We start from the raw sequence: 20,190 nt of genomic DNA, 5'->3' as shown, positions 1-20,190 counted from the left end.
CATAGAAGACGCTCGAATGGCTCTGCCCCCCTCCTCCTCCTCATCGCTGCGCTTGCTGCGTGGTGGCAGCCAGTTGCTGGGAGCCAAGGCGACGCGAGCGCCGCGGCTGGCCGAGCAGCTCTACACGCAGATCTACAAGCTGATCACCGCGGGGCACTTCCCGGTCAACAGCAAGCTGCCTTCGGAGGCGGAGCTGTGCGAGGCCTTCGGCGTGTCGCGTCCGGTCGTGCGCGAAGCGATGTCGCGGCTGCACGCGGATGGCGTGGTCGAAACCCAGCGCGGTGCAGGCTCGTTTGTGCGGCTGCGCCGCGACGCGGAGTTGTTCAAACTGGCGCCCATCGGCGGGCTGCCCGAACTGCTGCGCTGCATGGAGCTGCGCAGCGCCATCGAAGGCGACGCAGCCTACCTCGCGGCCAGCAGACGAACCGATGAAGACCTGGAAGAAATGCGGTCCGCGCTGGACGAACTGGCTCAAGCCATCGAGACGCGCCAGATCGGCCACGCGGCCGACTTGCGGTTCCACCAAGCCGTGGCTGTCGCCTGCCGCAACGATCTTTTCGCCAACTGCCTGCAGGCCCTGTCGACGCAGATCTTCGACTTCATGCGCGTGATGCGCAGCTTGGCTTTGAGCAGCACCCATGCGCGGCTACGCATGGTGCAGGACGAGCACGTGCAGATCTACCGCGCCATCTTAGAAGAAGACCCCGACCGCGCCCGGCAGGCGATGCGCCAGCACATCGCCAATTCCAAGAGCCGCACCCTGGCCGACACAGTCGCTACTTGAAATCAAACCATCCCGTTTGGACGTGAAGCGGTGCCGGCGATGGGACCCGCAGCACATTGGAGTGGCACGACCGCCTGACTGGAGCCCGCCTAGAGAGCGCGTGGGCTTTGTTTAGTAGTCGATCGCACTCCAGCACAAGGGCATCGTCACGCAAGGCGTCGTCGCCTAAAAAACGCGGCTGATCGACACGCTTTTTTTGGTCTGCCGATCAGCAGCGCAAACGCGTGCCGGGAGCTCGGGCAGCGCCATCGCCGCGCACGCTACTCGATCGGCAGGTCGGCCACTATCGGGGGTGTCGGTGGCGGCGGCGCCTGTTCCGCCTCGGTTGCAGCGTCGGCTTCCAGCAGAACGCAGCGGGCAGGATCGATCGATAGATACGCGGTCGATCCTTCGGCCGGTGCTGTCGAGGCGGTCTGCCGGACGACGAGCTCACGGCCGCCCCACTCGACGTGCACCTGCGTCAGGTCGCCTAGAAACACGGTGCGTCGCACCCGCACCGGCCAGACATTGATCGAGGCAGCCGGCTGCGTCGCATTCAATTGCAGATGCACCGTGCGCACCGACATCGTCGGCGTCGGCCCGGCCTCGCGGCCGCGCGCCTCGCCGTACAGGATGCGACCGGCGTCGGCTTCGAGCGCGATCAGTCCGTCACGGGCCAGGTCGGCTCGCAGCCGGCCAGAGATCAGGTTCGCCGAGCCGACGAAATCGGCGACAAACGCGGTACGCGGGTAGTTGTAGATATCGGCTGCCGGTCCCGCTTGCTCGATGTGGCCGCCGCGCATGACGATGATCCGATCCGACATCGCAAGCGCCTCTTCGAGATCGTGCGTCACATACACCGACGTCACCCCGAGCCGATGCTGCAGTTCACGCAGCTCGATGCGCATCTGCGCGCGTAGCTTCGCGTCGAGGTTCGACAGCGGCTCGTCAAACAGCAGCACCTTCGGCGAGAACGCGCACGCACGAGCGACGGCGACGCGCTGCTGTTGGCCGCCGGAAAGCTGCGATGCGTTGCGGCTCGCATAGGCACCCATCTTCACGAGATCGAGCGCGTGCCGCACCTTCTCGTCGATCTCGGCAGCGCTCGCATTGCGAACGCGAAGTCCGTAGGCGACGTTCTCGAACACCGTCATGTGCGGCCAGATCGCGTACGACTGGAACACCATCGACAGGCCGCGACGCTCGGCCGGCATATTGATGCGGCGTGAAGCGTCGAACACGGTGTCGCCGCGGATGCGGATCGCGCCGGCAGTCGGCCGCTCGAGCCCGGCGATCGCGCGCAATGTCGTCGTTTTCCCGCAGCCCGAGGGTCCGAGCAGCGTCAACTGCTCGCCCTGGGTGACGCTGAAGTTGACTGGTCCGACAGCCGCCACCGCGCCATAGCGGATCACGAGGTCCTCGACTTCGATTTCTGGCGCGCGGTCGCTATCGGCCATCGAGGTCACGCTCCATGCACCGCGGCGCGGCGCGTCATCAAGGTGAAAACCACCATCGCGGCGGCAACGACAACGGTCTGGATCAGCGCCATTGCGGCGGTCAGCTCCGAGCTGGTTGAGAAGAATGCTTCGGCGATGGCCGGCGTCATGACTTTGGAATCCGGCCCCATCAGAAGGATCGACGCGCCCAACTCGCGCACGCTCGCCACGAAGATCAGCAGCCATGCCGCCAGGATCCCGGGCCACAGCAGCGGCGCGACGATGGTGCGCACCCGGAAGCTCCATGACGCGCCGCATACCTGTCCGCATTCCTCCAGACTCTTGTCAAGCTGCATGATGACGCCCGAGATCGTGCGGACGCCGAGCGGCAGGAACACTGTCAGGTACGCGATGAGCAGGATCCAGAACGTGCCGTAGATCGGGATCGGAAACGCCAGCCACGCCCACATCATGCCGAACGCGAACACCAATCGCGGTACCGCTTGCGGAAACATCACGATGTATTCGAGCACGCCACGTCCGGGCAGCCGGCTGCGCTGAATGATCCATGCCAGCAGGCCGGTCAGCACGACGCCGATCGTTGCCGTCAGCAAGCCTAGGAAGAGGCTGTTCGACAGCGCGGAGCGAACAGCGTTGAGCGACAGCGCCGTCCGGTAATTGTCGAGCGTGAAGTTATCGGCAGCAGGCCAGGCCACGGCCAACTTCTGAAACGACGCGAAGACCAGTGTCGCGATCGGCAGCAGGACAGAGAGGAAGACATACCCGGCGCAGACAGCGAACAGCACCCAGCGCAGCCACCCCATGTCGATCGCGCGCGGGCGGAAGGCCTTGCCGCTGATCGTCACGAAGCTGCGATTGGCGGTGATGCGGCGGTATAGGTACAGCATCCCGAACATCACGGCGAACAGCGATACGCCGAGCGCGGCAGCCAGGGGCAGGCGCGGCGGATACTGCGAGACAAACTGGTAGATCGCAGTGGTGATGACATAGAAACGGGCCGGCGTGCCGAGCACGAGCGCCGCCGAGAACGAACCGAGCATCTCGGCGAAAACGAAGATCGCCGCGCCGAGAACGCCCGGCGCGACCAGCGGCAGCGTGATCCGCAGCATCGCGCGCCAACGGCCCGCGCCCGACATCTGGGACGCTTCCTCGAGTGCCGGGTCCATCGACTTCATCACCGCACCGATCATCACGAACGCGACCGAGCCTTCGAACAGCGCCATCACCCAAGCGATGCCAACGGCCGACGTGATGTCAATCAGCGCCCCCTGTCCTCCGCCTGCGCGCCAGACCTGGTTGATGAAGCCGCTCTCGGGTGCACCGAGGAAGTTCCACGCGAGCGCGCCGAGCAGCGGCGTAACGTAGTACGGCACGGCCATCAGCTGCTCGAGGGTGCGCTGAAATGGCACGTTGGTCCGGGTCAGAATCCATGCCGTCAGGAAGCCGAAAGTCAGGGCCATGATCGTCGCCGCAAAGGTAACGACCAGCGTGTTGAGCATGATCTCCCAGTACTTCCCGAGCGCTGAGAAGTTGTCGAACCCATACGCGGCCGGCGGGCGGACTTCCGCCGGACCGACGTCGAATGCCGCCTGCAGCAGATAGAACACCGGGTAGAGAACAAAAATGGCCACCACGACGATCACCATCGTCATGGCGACCATCTGCGTCGAGATAGCCCGGTGCGGCCGCGAAGCCAGTGCTGCAATCGCAGTGGACAAGGGCACGGCCTACAGCCCGAGCATCGCGTTCCATTCCTTGGTGAAAGATTCCTGCGCCGCCATGTAGGCCGGCATCTCCGCCGCGGTCGGCGCGAGCAGCTTGAAATCGCGAAGGCGCGTGCCGCCGGGCATCGGCGGCGCGTCCTTGCGCACCGAGCCATAGTAGAAGAACGGGTTCGTCTGGTAGTGATTCTGGCCGCGCGGCGACATCAGCCAGTCGACGAACAGCTTCGCGGCTTCCGGATGCGGCGCCTTGTCGACGACGCCGTTCCACAGCGTGCTGGCCGGCAGGCCGTCGGGCGGCGTGATAAATGCGATGTGCGCGCCCTTTTCCTTCTGCAGCAGGTAGCCCGCGAGCTCAGCGAGGCCACAGATCTTGTCATCGCCTTTGGCCAGCCGGTCGAACAACTGCGCGCGCGAATCGAAGCCGCGCGGCTTCAGCTTCGCGAACTCCTTCCAATAGCCGTCGCCGTACAGCTTCTTCAGCTCAAACCACTGAACGAATTGCAGCCCCGATGTTGACTGCTTGACGCTCATCGCGTTCTGCCAGCGAGGGTCGAGCAGATCCTTCCAGTTCTTCGGCACTTCCTCAGGCTTCACCTTGTCAGTGTTGTAGCAGATGCCGGCGAACGTCACGCCGGGGCAGAAGAAATCGCCGACCGGATTGGATAGATACTCCGCCGCATAGAACTCGGATTGCGGCGACACGTGCCGCATGTACCCGCCGCGCTTCTGGAAATCGAGCGCGGTTGCGGGCTCCGAGAACTGGATTACATCGACGACGTAACGTCCCGCGGAGCGCTCGGCCAGCACCTTGGTGAACAGCGCACCGTTCTGCGCGCGAAGGTACTTGCCCTTGATCTTCGGAAAGTCCTTCGCGAAAGCTTCGACGACGCTGGCGCCCGCCGGCTCGCTATCGTGGGTGTAGAAGAGGAACTCGCCTTCCTGCTCCGCCTTCGTGACGTCGGCAGTCGTCGTGAAATCGAGCACTTTCGTCGCGGGTTTTGCCTGCGCCGCAGCGTAGCTGGCGAAGATGCCTGAGAAGGGGAGCGCCGCTACCGCCAGTCCCGCCTGCAGCGAGGCGCGCCGCGTGATCGGTTTGGTCGTTTTGGAATCGGACATCGGTAATCCTCCAGGAGTGCGTATCGAGAGTGGCGCAAGTGGAAGAAGAAAAGCGCGTTCGTCCCAGTCGATTGCCTACTGCAGCCCGCAATCATCTGCGTCGCGCATCGAACAAGCGCTTTCAGCAGGCTGCATTGCATACCGCTCCTTCAATGACGATTGATCATACTTAGACGTAAAGTTGTCAGTCAAGTTATTAAGTTAGACTCGAGCCTGAGGCCAGCTTCCATAGAAGACGCTCGAATGGCTCCGCCCTCCTCCTCGTCGCTGCGCGTGCTCTGCGGCGGCAGCCACCGCGGCTGGCCGAGCAGCTCTCCGCACAGATCTACAAGATGATCACCGCGGGGTACTTCCGGTCAACAGCAAGCTGCCCTCTACGTCCTGCGCGTGATGCGCAGCCCGGCTTGGCGACATCGTGGTGATGGACAATCTGCCGGCCCATAAGGGTGCTGCTATTCGCACCGCCATCGAATCCTGCGGTGCGACTCTCATCCTGTAGCCGCCGTACCGGCGCCATCAAGGCGATGCTATGAGGTCTTCTTGCAGGCACGCGAGTAGGATCAACGCTGTTGGATTTCCGTCTGCAATCTTTTCCGGGCATGCGCGACACCCCCCGTTGTTAGTCCGCCATCTGCCGTCACCTCGCTGCCGGTCATGAACGACGCATGGTCCGACGCCAAGAACAGGACGATATTGGCGATCTCGTCGGGACGGGCTTCCCGACCCATCGGGATCATCGCGCGATTAGCGTCCATGTGGCCTTCCGGCGCAGCGAACGTGAGCGGCGTAGCGATTATCGCCGGGTGGACGGAATTGACCCTGATCCGGTCGGCGCTGAACTCGAGCGCCGCCGATTTTGTCAGGCCGCGAACGGCCCATTTGCTGGCAGTATAGGAAGGGTCGCCATGAGCTATGATACCAGCGGTCGACGAGACGTTGACGATCGCAGAAGGCGCTGCTTCAGCCAGCAGCGAGCGGCAATGTTTCATCCCCAAAAAGATGCCGGCGACATTGACGTTCATCACCTTGTCCCATTCGGATTTCGACGTTTGCATCAGCGGCTTGCGGATGATGATCCCCGCGTTGTTGACCAGCACGTCGAGCCCGGTGCCGGCCGCGTCGATGGCGGCCACGAGCCTCTCCCAATCGGCTTCGTCGGCGACGTCGAGCCGATGCGCCGTCGCCAAGAGACCTTCGTCGCGCAGGCTGCGGCCCAGCGCTTGAATCTCCTCGTCAAGCAGGTCGGCGACATGTACGTGAGCACCCGCGATCGCAAAGCGCCGCGCGATGACGGCGCCCAGGCCCCGGGCTCCTCCGGTGACGCAGACGGATTTGTTGCGGAATTTCGGCTCAGTCATGCGGATACCAACGGGACCGGTCTACAAATGGGCAGCGAGCTCAAAGCGAGGCACCGCCGCAGACGATGATCTGCTGGCCTGTGATGCTACCAGCGCCTTCGGAAAGCAGAAAAGACGTAGTCGCAGCGATTTCCTCCGGCCTTACCAGACGGCCGATCGGCGGCATCTTCGGCGCGACCGATGCGCGACGCGGGTCTCTCAGCATCGGCGTGTCGGTCGCACCGGGCGCCACGACGTTCACTGTGATCTGGCGTGGTGCAAGCTCGATCGCGAAGGAACGCGCCATTCCGACCACAGCAGCCTTAGTCGCCGCATATTGCGCGCGCCCGGGAGAGCCGCCAGCCGTCCGGCTGCCGAGCAGCACGATGCGGGCGCCGTCGGGAAGCGAGGGTACCAGCGCTTCGACGATCTGCTCGGCCGCGTCGACATGCAGCCGCCACATCTCGTGCGCGTTTTCCGGATCGAGCTCTCCAAGGTGCCCCACGCGCAGGATGCCGGCTGCATGGACGATGGCGTCGAGCGACTCAAGCTTCTTCAACGCTGCGGCGAGCGCCTCTCGATCGGAGAGATCGACCTCCTTGTGGATCAGCCCTTCCGCTGCGAAGGCGGGCTTGCTGCGGCTGAAGCCAACCACGTTCCAGCCCTCGGCGAGCAACCGCTTCGCGATCGCCTCGCCAATGCCGGAACTCACACCGGTCACGAGCGCACGTCTGGCGCGCCCGTCCTGCGATGTGATGACGGTGCTCATCAGGAACGAGCCTGCGCCCGGATCTGCTCGACGTCGAACTTATTAATCTCGTCGATCAGGTCGTTGGTGTATATTTTCGTGAAGTCCTTGATGTCCCAGCCGTTCATCTGCGCTTCTGTGGCGAACTCCTCTTCCCGGATGCTTCCCATCTTTGCGCCCTGATAGGGCGGCTCGTAGAGCTTGATGCGCCGGCTGATCGCCTCGAGCACCGATTTGACCGCCTGTTCCGCAGTGGAGCCGCGCGGGGCCGTCTCGGGATACATTTTGAGGAAGGCCTGGGCGCCGGCCGAGGGGTTGGCGAGCAGAAAAACGGATGCCTTCGCGACCGAGCGGCCATAGCCGACGAAGAGGGCACGATCGGCCTCGATGCGCGCGCGCTGCGCCATCAGGAACTGGCCACCGATCATCGGCAGCTTCTCCGGGCGGGGCAGCATCTCGATCGCCATGCCGGCCGCCTCGATCTGCCCGAACCCGGTGTCGTAATAGGCAAGCGCGTCGATGGCGCCACGATCCAGCGCTACGCCGGCGGGGATGCCATTGCCCACCGCGGTCCATTTCACGTCCCGGTCGGGATCGAGACCGAGGCTGCGCAGAACGTTGCGAGTGACCGGGTATTCTGTTCCGGCAAAGTCCGAAACGCCGATATTCTTGCCTCTGAGCTCGGCATAGCTTTTCGTGCCTGCGCCCTTCTTGATGGCGATATCCCATTTGTAGGGATAAGTGTATTCGTAGAAATTGACGGCGCTGCCCCATTCGCCCTTTGACAGGATCGGCAGCGCGGTCGATGGGACGCCAACGCCGACATCGACGTCGCCCTTGTCGGTTGCGACCTGGACGTTGTTGTTGCCGCCCAGTGCCATGCCCTGGACCTTGAAGCCTTCGGCGGCGTTATAGCCGAGCGTCTCGCCGATCAGCAGGTTGATGAGATTGGGACTGATCGCCTTCTGCCCGAAACCGACCTTGAGGGTCTTGGCTCCCTGCGCGAAACCCGAGCGCGAGCCGATCGTCAGCGCCGCGGCGAAGGCGCCGCTCGCCAGAAGCCATTCTCTGCGTGTAGCCATCGTTTCTCTCCCTTCGTTCTAATTATGCTCTGGACTACGGGCCGTTATTGGAATCCATAAAGTTGCCCAGCATTCTTGCTGAGAATTGCCCCGCGAAGGGGCTCGCTATCGAAAACGCCAGCGAACTCATCGAGCAGCGCGCCGGTATCCGGCTCACTGTCCAGCAGGGGATGAGGCCAGTCCGTACCCCAGAGGCAGCGTTCCGGCGCGGCCGCAGCAAAGCGCCGCAAGAACGGCACCATCTCGTCGCCCCTGCCGCCAGGCGGCAGCGATCGGTAGCTGATGAGCTTGATCCAGCCTCGCCCCGTCTCGAGCAGATCCAACATCGCACGCATGGCCTCTTGGTCCTCACCTTCGCGCGGATCGATCCGGCCGCAATGGTCGATCACCACATCGACAGGCAGATCGCGAAGCAGAGCCGCATGCTGCACGATCTGGTCGGCGCGCGCGTGGAACTGGATGTGCCAGCCCAACTCTGCAATCATGTTCGCACGGGCCCGGATAGCATCGGCGTCGATACCCTTGTCCGATATGGCGTTGATCCGAATGCCGCGCACGCCGCCTTCATCAAGCCGGCGGAGATCTGCGACGCTCGTGGCCTCGTCGATGACGGCAATTCCGGAGGCGCGATCCGGGCCGAGGCTCTGCACGGCGGCGAGCATCGCTTGGTTGTCGACGCCATAGCAGCCGCCCTGGACGACCACCATGCGGTCGATACCGAGCCGACTGGTGACGTCGCGATATGCCGCCACAGTCGCCTCCTTCGGCCGATAGGAAGCGTCGCGCGGCAGTGGGAAGCGATCATAGGGACCGAAGACGTGGAAATGCGTGTCGCAAATGCCGGCGGCTGCCTGCGCATCGATACGCCGCGCTGTCGCCATATCCATCTTTGTCGCTCCTATGCTCATGCGTAGGACCGCGCCTGCCGTTTGATCTCGTCGCGATCGAAGCGATTGATCTCATCGATCAGCTCGTTTGAGTAAAAGCCGTCAAAAGAGGCAATCTTCATGGCGTTCATCTGCGCCTCGATCCGGAACTCCTCCGGATTGATGCTGCCTAGCTTGGCACCCTGATAGGGCGGCTCGTAGAGCTTGATGCGCCGCGCGGTCGCGACCAGCACGGACTTGACCGCATCCTCCTCGCTGGAGCCGCGCGGGGCCGCTTCCGGATACATCTTCAGAAAGGCACGCGCACCGGCACGGGGGCTGGCTGCGAGAAAAACGGATGCCTTCGCCACCGATCTGCCATAGCCGATCAGCAGTTCGCGATCCTTGGCGAAGCGATCGCGCAACGCCATCAGGAACTGTCCACCGACCATCGGCAGATCCTTGGGCAGCGGCAGCAGCCTGAAGTCGATGCCGGCTCCCTCGATCTGTCCAAAGCCGGTGTCGTAATAGGCAAGTGCGTCGATGGCGCCGCGCTGGAGCGCAACGCCAGCCGCAACGCCGCTACCGACCGCAGTCCATTTCACGTCGCGCTCGGGGTCGATGCCGAGATTGCGCAGGACGTTCTTCGTTACTGGGAATTCGGTGCCGGCGAAGTCCGAGACGCCAATATTCTTGCCCTTGAGCTCCTCATAGCTCTTGAGGGTCGAATCCGGTTTCACCGCCACGTCCCACTTGTAGGAATAGGTATACTGGTAGAAGTGGGTAGCCTTCCCCCAATCGCCGCGCGCCAGGATGGGTAGGGCGAAGGACGGCACGCCGGTCGCGATGTCGACATCGCCTTTCTCGACGGCGACTTGCGCGTTCGAGACGCCGCCCACCATCAGGAACTGCGCCTTGAAGCCCTCCGCCGCGTTGTAGCCAAGCCCTTCGCCGATCAGCAGGTTCACGAGATTGGGGGCGATCGTCTTCTGACCGATCGCGACTTTCAACGTCCTTGCGGATTGCGCCGACGCCGTTCGCGGGCCGATCGCGGCCGCAGCCGCGAAGGCGGCACTCGCGGCAAGCCAGGCTCGACGTGTGATCATTGTCTTTCCTCCCTTCCCCATTTGGTTTGGTCACTTTCGACCGCGATCGCCCCAATGAACGATTTTCGTTTCCAGTCCGCGGACGATGCTGTGCAGAAGGATTCCCATGGCACCCAGGATCACCAGCGCGGCGAATACGCCCGCCACGTCCGTGACGGCCTGGGCCTGCGTGATAACGACGCCCATGCCCTGCTGCGCGCCAAGGAACTCGGCGACGATGGTGCCCAGCAGGGCATAGACAACCGCCATGTCGAGCCCGGCGAAGATGTATGGCGCGGCGTTCGGCAGCTTCACGATGCGATAGGTCTCGAAACGCGAGGCCGAGAGCGAACGCATCAGGTCGATGCGCTCGGGCTCGACGGCGCGAAGGCCGGTGAAACTGTTGATCAGCATCGGGAAGAACGCGAGGAGCGAGGAAATCGCGATCTTCGAGCCGTCGCCGAAGCCAAACCAGATCACGATCAGCGGGGCGATGGCGACCTTCGGCAAGCTCTGCAGCGCGAAGGCATAAGGCATGATCAGCTTCTCGATCAGCCGGCTTTCGGCCATCAACGAGCCGAGTACCAGGCCGAGGCCGGAACCGATGGCAAGACCGAGCGCCGCGTTCTTCAGCGTACCCCAGAGCGGCAGGTAATAGCCAAGCGGGCTCGTCGGGCTGACCGCGATGCCGGACCAGAGCGCCTTCCAGACGGCGAGCGGCGTGGGAAGGATGTAGGACGGGATGTCCAGATACTTCACCGCCAGCGACCAACCGATGAAGAGCAGCACGAGGCCGACGAGCGTGATCGCGGTGCCGTTGACGCCCCTCGCGTCCTTGTGCTTACCAGCCGCCGTCTTCGGCTTGGGTGCGGCGCGCTCGATCGTTACGGGATCGGCGACGATAGTGGTCTGTGCCCGGCTCATCACTCGTCTCCCGAGGCGTTGAGAAGTCCGCGGATCTCCTTGGCAAGCGCAGGATAGGCCGGATGGCTGATGATGGTGTCATTCGAGCGAGGGCGCGAGATCGGCACCTCGAGCTCGCGAATGACTCGGCCAGGCCTTGCCGACATCACCACGACGCGGTCGCCGAGGAAGATCGCTTCCGAGATCGAATGGGTGATCAGCAGCACGGTCTTGCGGCTCGCCTGCCAGATGCGCTGCAGCTCGAGGTTCATCCGCTCGCGGGTCAGCGCGTCGAGCGCGCCGAACGGCTCGTCCATCAGCAGCACGCGGGGTGAGCGGACCAGCGCCCGGCAAATGCCGGCACGCTGCTGCATGCCGCCCGAGAGTTCGTAAGGATAGCGGTGGCCGAAATCCTTGAGGCCCGTGACGTCGAGCAGGCGATCGATGTCCTCCGCCTGGCCGACCTGCTTGCCGCCGACGCGCAACGGCAGGGCGACGTTCTCACGCACCGTCAGCCACGGCAGGAGATTGGCCGCCTGGAAGACGACGCCGACATCCCGCGAGGGGCCGGTGATGGTCTTGCCGTCCAGCGCCGCATCGCCGCTGTCATAGTCGTCGAGCCCGGCGAGGATGCGCAGCAAGGTCGACTTGCCGCAGCCGGACGGACCCACGACGCAGACGAATTCGCCATCCTTGATGTCGAGATCGATGTTGGACAGTGCATGCACACTGCCGCCGGCATAGGTCTTGTCGAGCCCGCGGATCGCGATGAGGTCGCGGGTCGGCGGCGCGGCATCGAGCGGGTGGTTCTGAGCGAGGGCGGCCATTGGCGTCTCCGGGTTGTCCTTCTGGAGTTTTCGTGGCGGGCGATCAGGCGCCGCTCGCCCAATCTGGCGGGACGCGGACATGCTTGATGGCGCGGCGGTAGTAGGTGAAGGCGATCTGCAGCAGCCCGTCGGGCGTCTGCGTGATCGATGGATAGGAGAACTCGCGGTTGAGCTGGTCCTTCGAGTTGTTGGTCATGCAGAAGCCGTCGCCGGTTTCGAGATCGCGCATGACCGGCCAGGATCGGCCGCCATCCGCGGAGATCGCGAGCGTCATCGGCGCCCGTGGCGCACCCCAGAAGGCTGTGCGACCCGTCGCGACGGAAGCAGGCCCGGCTTTGTCGCGCGCCTCGCCCTCATCCTCGATGTCGTCGTAGAGGCCAGTGCGCCGACCCGAAGCGTCGGCTGCGCTGGAATGGTTGAAGACCAGCGCGATGCGTCCGTCGACGAGCACGGTCGCCTGGATCGAAGAGTTGTTGTTGGGCAGCGCGGTAGGCTCGGGCGCCGACCAAGCGCGGCCATCCGCCGAGCGGCTGGCATGAATGAAATCGGCCCAGCGGCTGCGATAGAGCGCCAGCAACCCGTCCTTGAGCTTGAGCACGTTCATATGCACGCAGCCGAGCGAACCGGGCACGACATGTTCGCTCCAGCTTCGGCCCTGATCAGTCGAGATCCGCACCGCGCTGATGTCGCGATCGCCGACCCATTTGGCGCCCGGAACACTGACGCAGTGAACCACCGGGATCAGCCAGGCGCCGTCATCGAGCACGACGGGCGGCTGGCGCACGAACAGACCGTAACCCTGCGGCGCCTCGAACAACGTCTCGATCGGACCCCATGTCTGGCCATGGTCATGTGAGACGCGCTTGCGTATGAGCGAGGTGTCCTGGTTGCCGGAGACCTGCGCCGTCCAGATCAGCCAGAGCCCGTCGGTCGGCGTTGTGAACAGTACCGGGTTCTGCTCGGACCGGGTCGGATCGTCGGATAGCTTGATCGGCGCCGTCCAGCGCTCCGCCCCCTGCGCGAGCCGGGAAAAATACACCGAAATGTCGGGAATCCCCTCCTGCGTGCCACCGAACCAGACGGTCGCGAGGTCGCCATTGCCGAGCATGGCAATGTTGGCGGCATGATTCTGCACGCAAGGCGAGGGCAGATAGGCTTCGCTCCGGGCCGGATCGCCCTGCCGCGGGTGAAGGATGCCGGTGCGCTCGGACAGCCCGGCAGGCTCGATGGTGGTTGGGTGGGCGCCCATCAATAAGCCTCCTTATAGAGCGCGAGGATTTCCTCGCGGCTGATGTCGCGCGGGTTGTTGTCGAGCAGGCGGCGGATGGCATGGGCCTCGCTCGCCATGGCCGGCAGGCCGTCATGCGGGACGTTGAGCGCCGAGAGCTTCATCTCGCAGCCGAGATCGGCGCAGTAGCGATACGCGGCTGCGAAGACCTCGGCCTCTCGTGACGAGGCTTGAAGGCCGAGCGCTGTAAGGATCGCAGCGGTCTTCTCCGGCACGGCAGGCGTGTTGAAGGCGAGCGTGTGCGGAAAGATCAGGGCGTTGGCAGCGCCATGGGCGATGTGATGGCGGGTGCCGAGCGGATAGGCCACGGCGTGGCCCGCTGCGGTGTTCACCGGACCGAGACAGAAACCGCCATAAAGGGAGGCGAGCGACAGGCCGGCCCTCGCCTCGATATCGGAGCCGTCGGCGATGGCGCGGCCGAGGAAGCGGCCGACCAGCCTGACGCCTTCCAGCGCATACATGTCGATCAGCGGATGCGCCTTCCTGCTGGTGAAGGCCTCGACGCAATGCGCCATGGCATCGACGCCTGTCGCGGCGGTCACCGCCGGCGGCAGGGTCAGCGTCAGCGCCGGATCGATGATCGCGATGTCGGCGAGCGCATGCAGGCTCTGCACCGCGCGCTTGTTCTGCGTCGCCGGGTCGGTGATGAGCGCACGGGTGCCGGCCTCGCTGCCGGTGCCCGAGGTGGTCGGCACCTGCATGAGCACGGCGCCCTTGGCCCTGACCTTCTCCGCGCCGACGACGTCGTGCAACGTCTGGCCCGAGCCCGGCAGCACCGCGACGAGCTTGGCGAGGTCCATGGCGCTACCGCCGCCGAAGCCGATGACGAGATCAGGCTTCACTTGGCTGGCGAGTGCCAGCGCCGCCTCCAGATTGGGTACGTCCGGTTCGGGGCGGACCTCGCCGAACACCGTGACCTCACCGTTCAGCTCCAGAACCGCGACGCGGTCCGCGTTGAAGGCGTCCGCCACAACGAGAATGCGGGTAAGCTTCTGCTCGGCCGCCCAACGACCGGCGATCGAGGCCGTGCCCGCGCCGAACTCGATGATCCGCGGCCGTTGGATGGTGATCGGCGTCGCCAGGCTTGCGGCAGCGAGCGGGCTTGGTGCATGTATGTTCATGGCTTGCCTCCTTCAGGCTGAGGATTTGGCGGCTGTGCCGCGCGCCGCAGCCAGTCTCTCGGCGTATTCGATTGCTTCGATCAGGCTCAGCTCGTTGGCGATGCCCTTGCCTGCGATGTCGAAGGCGGTGCCATGATCGACGGAGGTGCGCACGATCGGCAGGCCAAGCGTGATGTTGACTCCCGACAGCGAATCCCAGGCTCCGGTCTGTGGATTGACGTTGAATCCAAGCAGCTTGACCGGGATGTGCCCCTGATCGTGATACATGGCGACGACGGCGTCATACTGGCCGGCGCGAAGCTTGACGAAGACAGTGTCGCCCGGCACGGGCCCGACCACGTCGAGCCCGTCGGCGACCGCCTTGGCGATGGTCGGAGCCGAGACTTCGTCATCCTCGCGGCCGAAGAGTCCGCCTTCACCGGCATGGGGATTGAGCGCGGCAATCGCGATCCTGCGGCGGCCGAGATCGAGTGCGCGCAACGTCTCGTCCGTGCGGTCGATCACGTAACGCAGTCGCTGCGGCGTCAGCTTACCCGGCACGTCCTTGAGGGCGACATGGGTGGTGACGTGGCTGACACGCATGCCGCCATGGGCGAGCATCATCACCGAGCCCTTGGCGCCGGTCAGCGTCGCCAGCATGTCGGTATGGCCAGCGAATTTGTATCCCGCCTTGTTCAGCGCCTCCTTGTTGAGGGGAGCCGTCACGATGCCGCCGATGCGGCCGTCCTGGGACAATGCCACGCCCTTCTCGACGGCGAGATAGGCGAAGCGTCCGCCATCGGCGCAGAGTATGCCGGGACGGATCGGCTCACCTTCGGGCCCGGCCTGCAGGCAGGCGAGATGCGGCCAGGCCTCGGTCTCGGAGACCTCCGGTATCACGATGTTGACGCCAAGCATGCGACGCGCCTCGAACAGCGCCGGGTTGCTGCCGATGACCAGCAGTCGCAGATCGCCGCTCGCGAGCCGCTCCTTCAGCGCCAGGCAGGCCTTGACGATGATCTCCGGGCCGACGCCGGCGGGGTCGCCCATGGTGATGGCGAGGTGAGGTTTCATGTTGCCGCTCCGGCCGTGGTTGCGACCGAGGTCGCCACGAGTTGCTGAAGAAGATCGGATTCGCCGAAGGCGCCCGATTTGGAGACGATTGCGACGCCATCCCAGCGTCCGCCGCGCATGACCGAACGCGGCACGCCGGGCATGATCTCGCCGACGACGTCGAGCCGGTCGGCTTCGAGCGCTTCGCAAAGACCGCGCAGGGTCTCCCCTCCTGCCGCGATGAGCGTCCCGGGCCGCGGCAGCCGCGACAGGAGCCCGGCGAAACGCCGTTCGATCACAGCGGCGGCAGCTCGCCGGGAGGTACCAGGCGAGATGTCGATGCTGGCGAACACGACGCCTTGGTCTTCGAGATGGCCTGCGACCGTGTCGTCATCGCGGCCAGTCTCGCTCAACGAGTAGTGTAGCGTGTCGAGCCGGGCCAACTGTGCGCGGATCGCGGCATGCTCGGAGCCGATCAGCCCAAGGATGGGTTGCTGCAGCGGCGCCGGAGCAGGCCGGCCCGGCAGCAAGCCGGCCGCTCGGGCCAGCGCCGAGGCGAGCCCGGCGCTGCCGACCCAGAGCACGTCTGGCAGGGCGGATCCGGCAGCGAGGATCGCGTCGAGATCGGCGTCCGTCGCGGCATCCCAGAGGCTGATGCCCGTGGGAAGCGCGTCGCCTGCGGCGACCGGGATGGCCGGGTGGCCGCTGACGGCCAGCGCTGCCGCGAGATCCACAGGAACCGGCCTAAAGCCGCCTTCCGACCAGGCATACTGATGTCCGCCTCGCGTGATGCGCCGCTGCGCCGGGAAGGCCGGGGCAATGATGCAATGCGCCGGACGAAGTACATCAAGGATGGCAGCAAGCTCCACCGCCTCGTGTCCACGCAGCAGGCTGTCGATCTTCTTGAAGGCGAGACCTGTTCCGGCCGCCCATAGCTTCGGCGCCACCGCCGCGACCGCCGCCGCCGCTTCATCGGGCGTGGCCTCGCGCGTGCGGCTGTCGAGCGCAATGGCTCCTCGCGCCGGCACGGCGCCGCGCCAACACACTGCCACCGGCTCATCGACGGAGCCGAACGCAGCGGCGCTGTCGAGCGCCCCGGTCAGGTCGTCGGCGAGCAGGCGCAGAGGCGTCCCGCGCGCGGGCACTTCAGGCGCCCTTGACCACGGAAAGCAACGAGCGTGCACCACGCGTTATCAGGGTGGTGTCATTCGCGATGCCGACGAAGTCGATGCCCTGAGCTACGCGGCGGACCGCCTCGCCCTCATTGTTGGTAAGGTAGCCAGCCGGCTTCCCGATCGCCTTGAGGCGGCGGAAACCGTCATCGATCGCCTCCTGCACCTGGGGATGCTGCGCGTTGCCGAGCTGGCCCATCGATGCAGCAAGATCGGCCGGGCCAATGAAGACGGCATCGACGCCATCGACCGCCGCGATCCTTTCGATATCCGCCAGCGCCTCAGTCGTCTCGATCTGGACGATGACGCAGATTTCCTTTTGGATCTTGGCGAAATAGTCCGGGATCAGCCCATAGGCCGCAGCGCGCGACGAACCGGAGACGCCGCGCACGCCATGGGGCGGATAGCGCGTGAAGCTGACGGCGCGCTGGGCGTCATTGGCATTCTGGACATAGGGAAAGAGCAGCGTCTGTGCGCCGAAATCCAGCAGGCGCTTGACCAAAATCATGTCGTTCCACGCGGGTCGCACGATCGGTTCGGCCGCAAGCGACTCCATGACCTGGAGCTGCGCGACGACGTCGCCCGGCTCGTTGGGGCTGTGTTCGGTGTCGATCAAGATCCAGTCGAAGCCGAGCTGCGCGAACATCTCGGTCAGCGCCGGACTGGCCATTGTCGAAAATAGTCCTAGCATCTGACGTTTGCCGAGATCGCGCTTGAAACGGTTCGTGCTGACTTCTGGCATCGTCCACCTATCTCCAGGATGCTTGGGCGCGGCGCGGTTTCATCAGCTCGTGCGGCCGCCAATGCGACTCGGGTTGGCGCGTTTCCTTTCGCCGACCTCTGTGGGCCTTGTGCGATGTTCAAGCGCATTCTTGCGAACATGTCAACATGTTGTAATTATGATGCCCGAATCTCCCCGCATCCTTGGTCGGAAGCGCTTGACTGAGTTGTTATAAGTTGTAAACATCACATGGTGGACCAGTTCGCAAACTCCCAGAACCGCGCCGCGTCGCCGCCATCGCCGCTCGTGCAGCGCGTTCATCATCAGCTGCGCGCTAGGATCGCTTCGGGCGAATACGCTGCGAACACGCGCTTGCCCGGCGAGCACGATCTTTCGGCGCTTTATGGCGCCTCCCGGCCAGTCATCCGCGAGGCGCTGCGGCGCTTACGCGATGACGGGCTGGTGTTCTCGCGACAGGGCGCGGGCACCTTCGTGCGAGGCGTTGAGACGGAACAGGGCAAGACACTTGCTTTCGCCCCGGCCGGCACGATCGCCGATGTGCAGCGCTGCTATGAGTTCCGCCTCGAGGTCGAGCCGGCGAACGCCTTCTACGCGGCCATGCGGCGCAACGAAGCAGCACTGCGGGCGATCGAAAGAGCCCTGGAACTTATGCGGGACACGACGCGGGCCCACGGCCATCGCGAGGATGCCGACTACGCCTTCCACATTGCGATTGCGGAAGCCGCGAATAATTATTTCTTTCTATCGTCGATGCACGCACTCAAGGACCATATCAACGTGGGCATGAAGCTGCATGGGCTATCGTTGCTCGGCCCGGCCGGTGGGTTGGTCGGCGTGTTGGACGAGCATGACGCGATCTTCGCAGCCATTCGCGACCGCAAGAAGGAAGACGCCCGCGACGCCATGCGCCGCCACATCAAGGGCTCGTACGACCGCCTGTTCGGAGGCAAGGTGCTCGATTTATCGCTTTGAATCGCTAAACTAGAAATACGAGCACCGAGCCCGTCATGCTCCGACGAAATATTTGTCGAGCGGAAAGCCCCGATGCCCCGAGCTCCCCTCCTTCACTATAGTCATGGGCGGGTCATCAATCTGGGATCGCTCGCCGGAAAACGCGTGGGAGGCAATGTCGGCTACGCCATGACCAAGTTCGCCGTGGTCGCCCTCACCCACGGTATTCGCCGGGAAGGACGCGCGGCAGGTATTCGGGCGACAGTGATCTGCCCGGGCTATGTTGCCACCGACATGACGCTGAATGACGACGAGATTCCTCGCCATGAGATGAGCCAGCCGGGAGACATCGCGCGGCTGGCGGAGACCGCGCTCATGCTGGCCCGGGCCATCGACGATCCCGCGCTCTCCGATGAGGTCCTGGAGGAGACGCGCGCCTGGATCAATGCAGGGCTTGATCAACAGTCAACTAGTTAGCCCAGCTGGTGTGTTGCCTTGTGCACCTCACTTTGGGGATTGCCTCGTCGGCCGCGACCGGGTGCTTGAGCCGTCCGATCCATTCGTTTGATCAATCGCCCAGACGCCCCGCACTCAGCGCGCGGGCATAGGTCTTCCGGTTCAGAAGCGGCAGCTCGCCGGTAGCTTTAGTGGCGGCGATGTACTTGAGCATGAGTTGCTGCGCTTCCTTTGACTGGTCTCGCACGAGAAACTCGGCGTGCTCGAGCTGCAAGCCCTCTTCGAGCGGGAGCGAACTGCCAAAGTAGATGGATCGCTTGATCGCCCCGAGAGACTTTTTAGTTGCTTGGTAAGCGCAGCATCGAACAGGGCATGCGGGCCTCCGTCGATGCGTGCGACGAGGACTGCCCCGCGCTCTTCGATATCGATGTGACCGTGGGAGCCTGTTTCGGTTTTGTGGGAATCTGAGGTCATCTCTGTCTCCTAAACGCTGGAGTTTTGACCAGCGACCTGTTGTTGAATTGCATCTCGCCGCAGCGCTCGCGCCGGCTGCAAGGCCCCCCGAACCAAGCGGGCGGCTGACCTGTCGTGTGCGTCCGTTCAGCCGCCGTTGAGTGCTTCGTCCAGTGCCGCGAGGTCTTTCTCCTCTAGGCGTCGGTCGAGTACACCCCAGGTAAAGGCACCATGCGCTCCGCCCCCCTGGAGAGCCAGGTTGATGGTCCGAACCTGGCTGGAGAATGCCGGCTCGTGACCGGCTCCCCCAGGCACCTCAGGCTCTTCTGCCGAATTCCGCTCCGATGTAACGTCCATAACCGAACCCAATCCGCAAAGCATTCAATGACCAGAATGGGACTATTCGCAGCTGCGGAAACGCACGTCGATCAACGACAATCACATGGGCATGGATAGCACAAATGGATGGCAGACGATGCGGTGCTCATCCCTAATTTTTCCAGGTTAAGGCGATAGGCGATCCCGGTTGGGCGGGGATTCGGGCGACAGTGATCTGCCCGGGCTATGTTGCCACCGACATGACGCTGAATGACGACGAGATTCCTCGCCATGAGATGAGCCAGCCGGGCGACATCGCGCGGTTGGCGGAGACCGCCCTCATGCTGCCGAACAACGCATCGGTCTCCGAGATGCTGGTGCACTGCCAGTTCGAGCCGATGCTTTAAGGCTCGGGCGGGACCGCTACCTCACAGCAGAGATTGAAGCGACCGGCAACCGGAGAAACTGCCGCGTGAAGCTGCATCGCGGCGTGGTCCCACTTTCCGCGCACGTCTAGCGCCGCGGATGCAAGCCTTGGCACAGAAAAAAGAGGCGTCTGCTCGCCGCCGTCGCGTGTCCTTAACTTCTCCGTGCATTCGCGGATCGGATGCGGCCCCAATTCCGGTCTGCTTAGATTAGCCGACGCAAGTTTTTCTTGATCTCCCGGTGCACACGTCGTGCACACGCCGCCTTCTAGCCAATTGAAATGCTTAAGCTCTCGCTCCAATCCATCATGGACCAATTTGAGC

General features: G+C 64.1%; 20 protein-coding genes and 1 pseudogene. 4 read left to right on the top strand and 17 right to left on the bottom strand.

The window, feature by feature from the left end; all coding sequences use genetic code 11:
• Positions 1–16 precede the first annotated feature (16 nt).
• Positions 17–784: a FadR/GntR family transcriptional regulator gene (locus GWG65_RS09565; protein ID WP_275195245.1), complete on the top strand. Its 768-nt coding sequence runs from the start codon at positions 17–19 to the stop codon at positions 782–784.
• A gap of 260 nt (positions 785–1,044) precedes the next feature.
• Here GWG65_RS09565 and GWG65_RS09560 read toward each other — a convergent pair whose 3' ends face one another.
• The 15 genes from GWG65_RS09560 to GWG65_RS09490 all read right to left on the bottom strand — a co-directional run bounded on the left by GWG65_RS09560 (position 1,045) and on the right by GWG65_RS09490 (position 17,263).
• On the bottom strand, positions 1,045–2,220 hold the full coding sequence (locus GWG65_RS09560; protein ID WP_275195244.1) for an ABC transporter ATP-binding protein: 1,176 nt from the start codon (positions 2,218–2,220) through the stop codon (positions 1,045–1,047).
• A gap of 5 nt (positions 2,221–2,225) precedes the next feature.
• Positions 2,226–3,872, bottom strand: a complete 1,647-nt coding sequence (locus tag GWG65_RS09555; RefSeq protein ID WP_275195243.1) for an iron ABC transporter permease — start codon at positions 3,870–3,872, stop codon at positions 2,226–2,228.
• A gap of 75 nt (positions 3,873–3,947) precedes the next feature.
• Positions 3,948–5,060 carry an extracellular solute-binding protein gene (locus tag GWG65_RS09550; protein WP_275195242.1) on the bottom strand — a complete coding sequence of 371 codons (1,113 nt, stop codon included), beginning with the start codon at positions 5,058–5,060 and terminating at the stop codon, positions 3,948–3,950.
• Between the two features lie 560 nt (positions 5,061–5,620).
• Positions 5,621–6,418, bottom strand: coding sequence for an SDR family oxidoreductase (locus GWG65_RS09545; protein ID WP_275195240.1), 798 nt, complete (start codon positions 6,416–6,418; stop codon positions 5,621–5,623).
• A gap of 40 nt (positions 6,419–6,458) precedes the next feature.
• The gene (locus GWG65_RS09540) at positions 6,459–7,166 is read right to left on the bottom strand and encodes an SDR family NAD(P)-dependent oxidoreductase (RefSeq protein ID WP_275195238.1); all 708 of its coding nucleotides are present in this window, start codon (positions 7,164–7,166) and stop codon (positions 6,459–6,461) included.
• Entirely contained in the window at positions 7,166–8,227 is a 1,062-nt protein-coding gene (locus GWG65_RS09535) for an ABC transporter substrate-binding protein (protein WP_275195236.1), read from the bottom strand. Before GWG65_RS09535 ends, GWG65_RS09540 begins: the two co-directional genes overlap by 1 nt.
• Positions 8,228–8,271: 44 nt before the next feature.
• Positions 8,272–9,114, bottom strand: coding sequence for an amidohydrolase family protein (locus GWG65_RS09530; RefSeq protein ID WP_275195235.1), 843 nt, complete (start codon positions 9,112–9,114; stop codon positions 8,272–8,274).
• A gap of 17 nt (positions 9,115–9,131) precedes the next feature.
• Entirely contained in the window at positions 9,132–10,199 is a 1,068-nt protein-coding gene (locus GWG65_RS09525; RefSeq protein ID WP_275195233.1) for an ABC transporter substrate-binding protein, read from the bottom strand.
• A 30-nt stretch (positions 10,200–10,229) separates the two neighbouring features.
• Positions 10,230–11,102, bottom strand: coding sequence for an ABC transporter permease (locus GWG65_RS09520; RefSeq protein WP_275195232.1), 873 nt, complete (start codon positions 11,100–11,102; stop codon positions 10,230–10,232).
• Positions 11,102–11,908, bottom strand: coding sequence for an ABC transporter ATP-binding protein (locus GWG65_RS09515; protein WP_275195231.1), 807 nt, complete (start codon positions 11,906–11,908; stop codon positions 11,102–11,104). Before GWG65_RS09515 ends, GWG65_RS09520 begins: the two co-directional genes overlap by 1 nt.
• A gap of 43 nt (positions 11,909–11,951) precedes the next feature.
• Complete coding sequence (locus GWG65_RS09510; protein ID WP_275195230.1) at positions 11,952–13,157, bottom strand: exo-alpha-sialidase; 1,206 nt, start codon at positions 13,155–13,157, stop codon at positions 11,952–11,954.
• A complete protein-coding gene (locus GWG65_RS09505; protein WP_275195228.1) occupies positions 13,157–14,317 on the bottom strand; it encodes an iron-containing alcohol dehydrogenase in 1,161 nt (386 codons plus the stop codon). Before GWG65_RS09505 ends, GWG65_RS09510 begins: the two co-directional genes overlap by 1 nt.
• A 12-nt stretch (positions 14,318–14,329) precedes the next feature.
• On the bottom strand, positions 14,330–15,370 hold the full coding sequence (pdxA, locus tag GWG65_RS09500; protein WP_275195227.1) for a 4-hydroxythreonine-4-phosphate dehydrogenase PdxA: 1,041 nt from the start codon (positions 15,368–15,370) through the stop codon (positions 14,330–14,332).
• The gene (locus GWG65_RS09495) at positions 15,367–16,494 is read right to left on the bottom strand and encodes a four-carbon acid sugar kinase family protein (RefSeq protein WP_275195226.1); all 1,128 of its coding nucleotides are present in this window, start codon (positions 16,492–16,494) and stop codon (positions 15,367–15,369) included. Before GWG65_RS09495 ends, pdxA begins: the two co-directional genes overlap by 4 nt.
• A gap of 1 nt (position 16,495) precedes the next feature.
• Positions 16,496–17,263, bottom strand: coding sequence for an HpcH/HpaI aldolase/citrate lyase family protein (locus GWG65_RS09490; RefSeq protein WP_275195224.1), 768 nt, complete (start codon positions 17,261–17,263; stop codon positions 16,496–16,498).
• 228 nt (positions 17,264–17,491) lie between these two features.
• On the opposite strand from GWG65_RS09490, the gene GWG65_RS09485 reads away from it, so the two are divergent.
• A complete protein-coding gene (locus GWG65_RS09485; protein ID WP_275195222.1) occupies positions 17,492–18,235 on the top strand; it encodes a FadR/GntR family transcriptional regulator in 744 nt (247 codons plus the stop codon).
• A 72-nt stretch (positions 18,236–18,307) separates the two neighbouring features.
• Positions 18,308–18,691: an SDR family NAD(P)-dependent oxidoreductase gene (locus GWG65_RS09480; protein ID WP_275195220.1), complete on the top strand. Its 384-nt coding sequence runs from the start codon at positions 18,308–18,310 to the stop codon at positions 18,689–18,691.
• Between the two features lie 91 nt (positions 18,692–18,782).
• Here GWG65_RS09480 and GWG65_RS09475 read toward each other — a convergent pair whose 3' ends face one another.
• The gene (locus GWG65_RS09475; protein ID WP_275195218.1) at positions 18,783–18,944 is read right to left on the bottom strand and encodes a hypothetical protein; all 162 of its coding nucleotides are present in this window, start codon (positions 18,942–18,944) and stop codon (positions 18,783–18,785) included.
• A gap of 359 nt (positions 18,945–19,303) precedes the next feature.
• Positions 19,304–19,438, bottom strand: a pseudogene (locus GWG65_RS09470) (patatin-like phospholipase family protein); the annotation flags it as partial.
• 233 nt (positions 19,439–19,671) lie between these two features.
• Between GWG65_RS09470 and GWG65_RS09465 the strand changes: the two are divergent.
• Positions 19,672–19,848: a hypothetical protein gene (locus tag GWG65_RS09465; protein ID WP_275195217.1), complete on the top strand. Its 177-nt coding sequence runs from the start codon at positions 19,672–19,674 to the stop codon at positions 19,846–19,848.
• Positions 19,849–20,190: the final 342 nt, after the last annotated feature.

Origin of the sequence: Bradyrhizobium sp. CSA207 (genome assembly GCF_029051685.1) — a bacterium.
GTDB lineage: Bacteria > Pseudomonadota > Alphaproteobacteria > Rhizobiales > Xanthobacteraceae > Bradyrhizobium.
The sequence above is the reverse complement of the archived record's forward strand: the minus strand, read 5'-3'. Positions and strand labels throughout refer to the sequence as shown.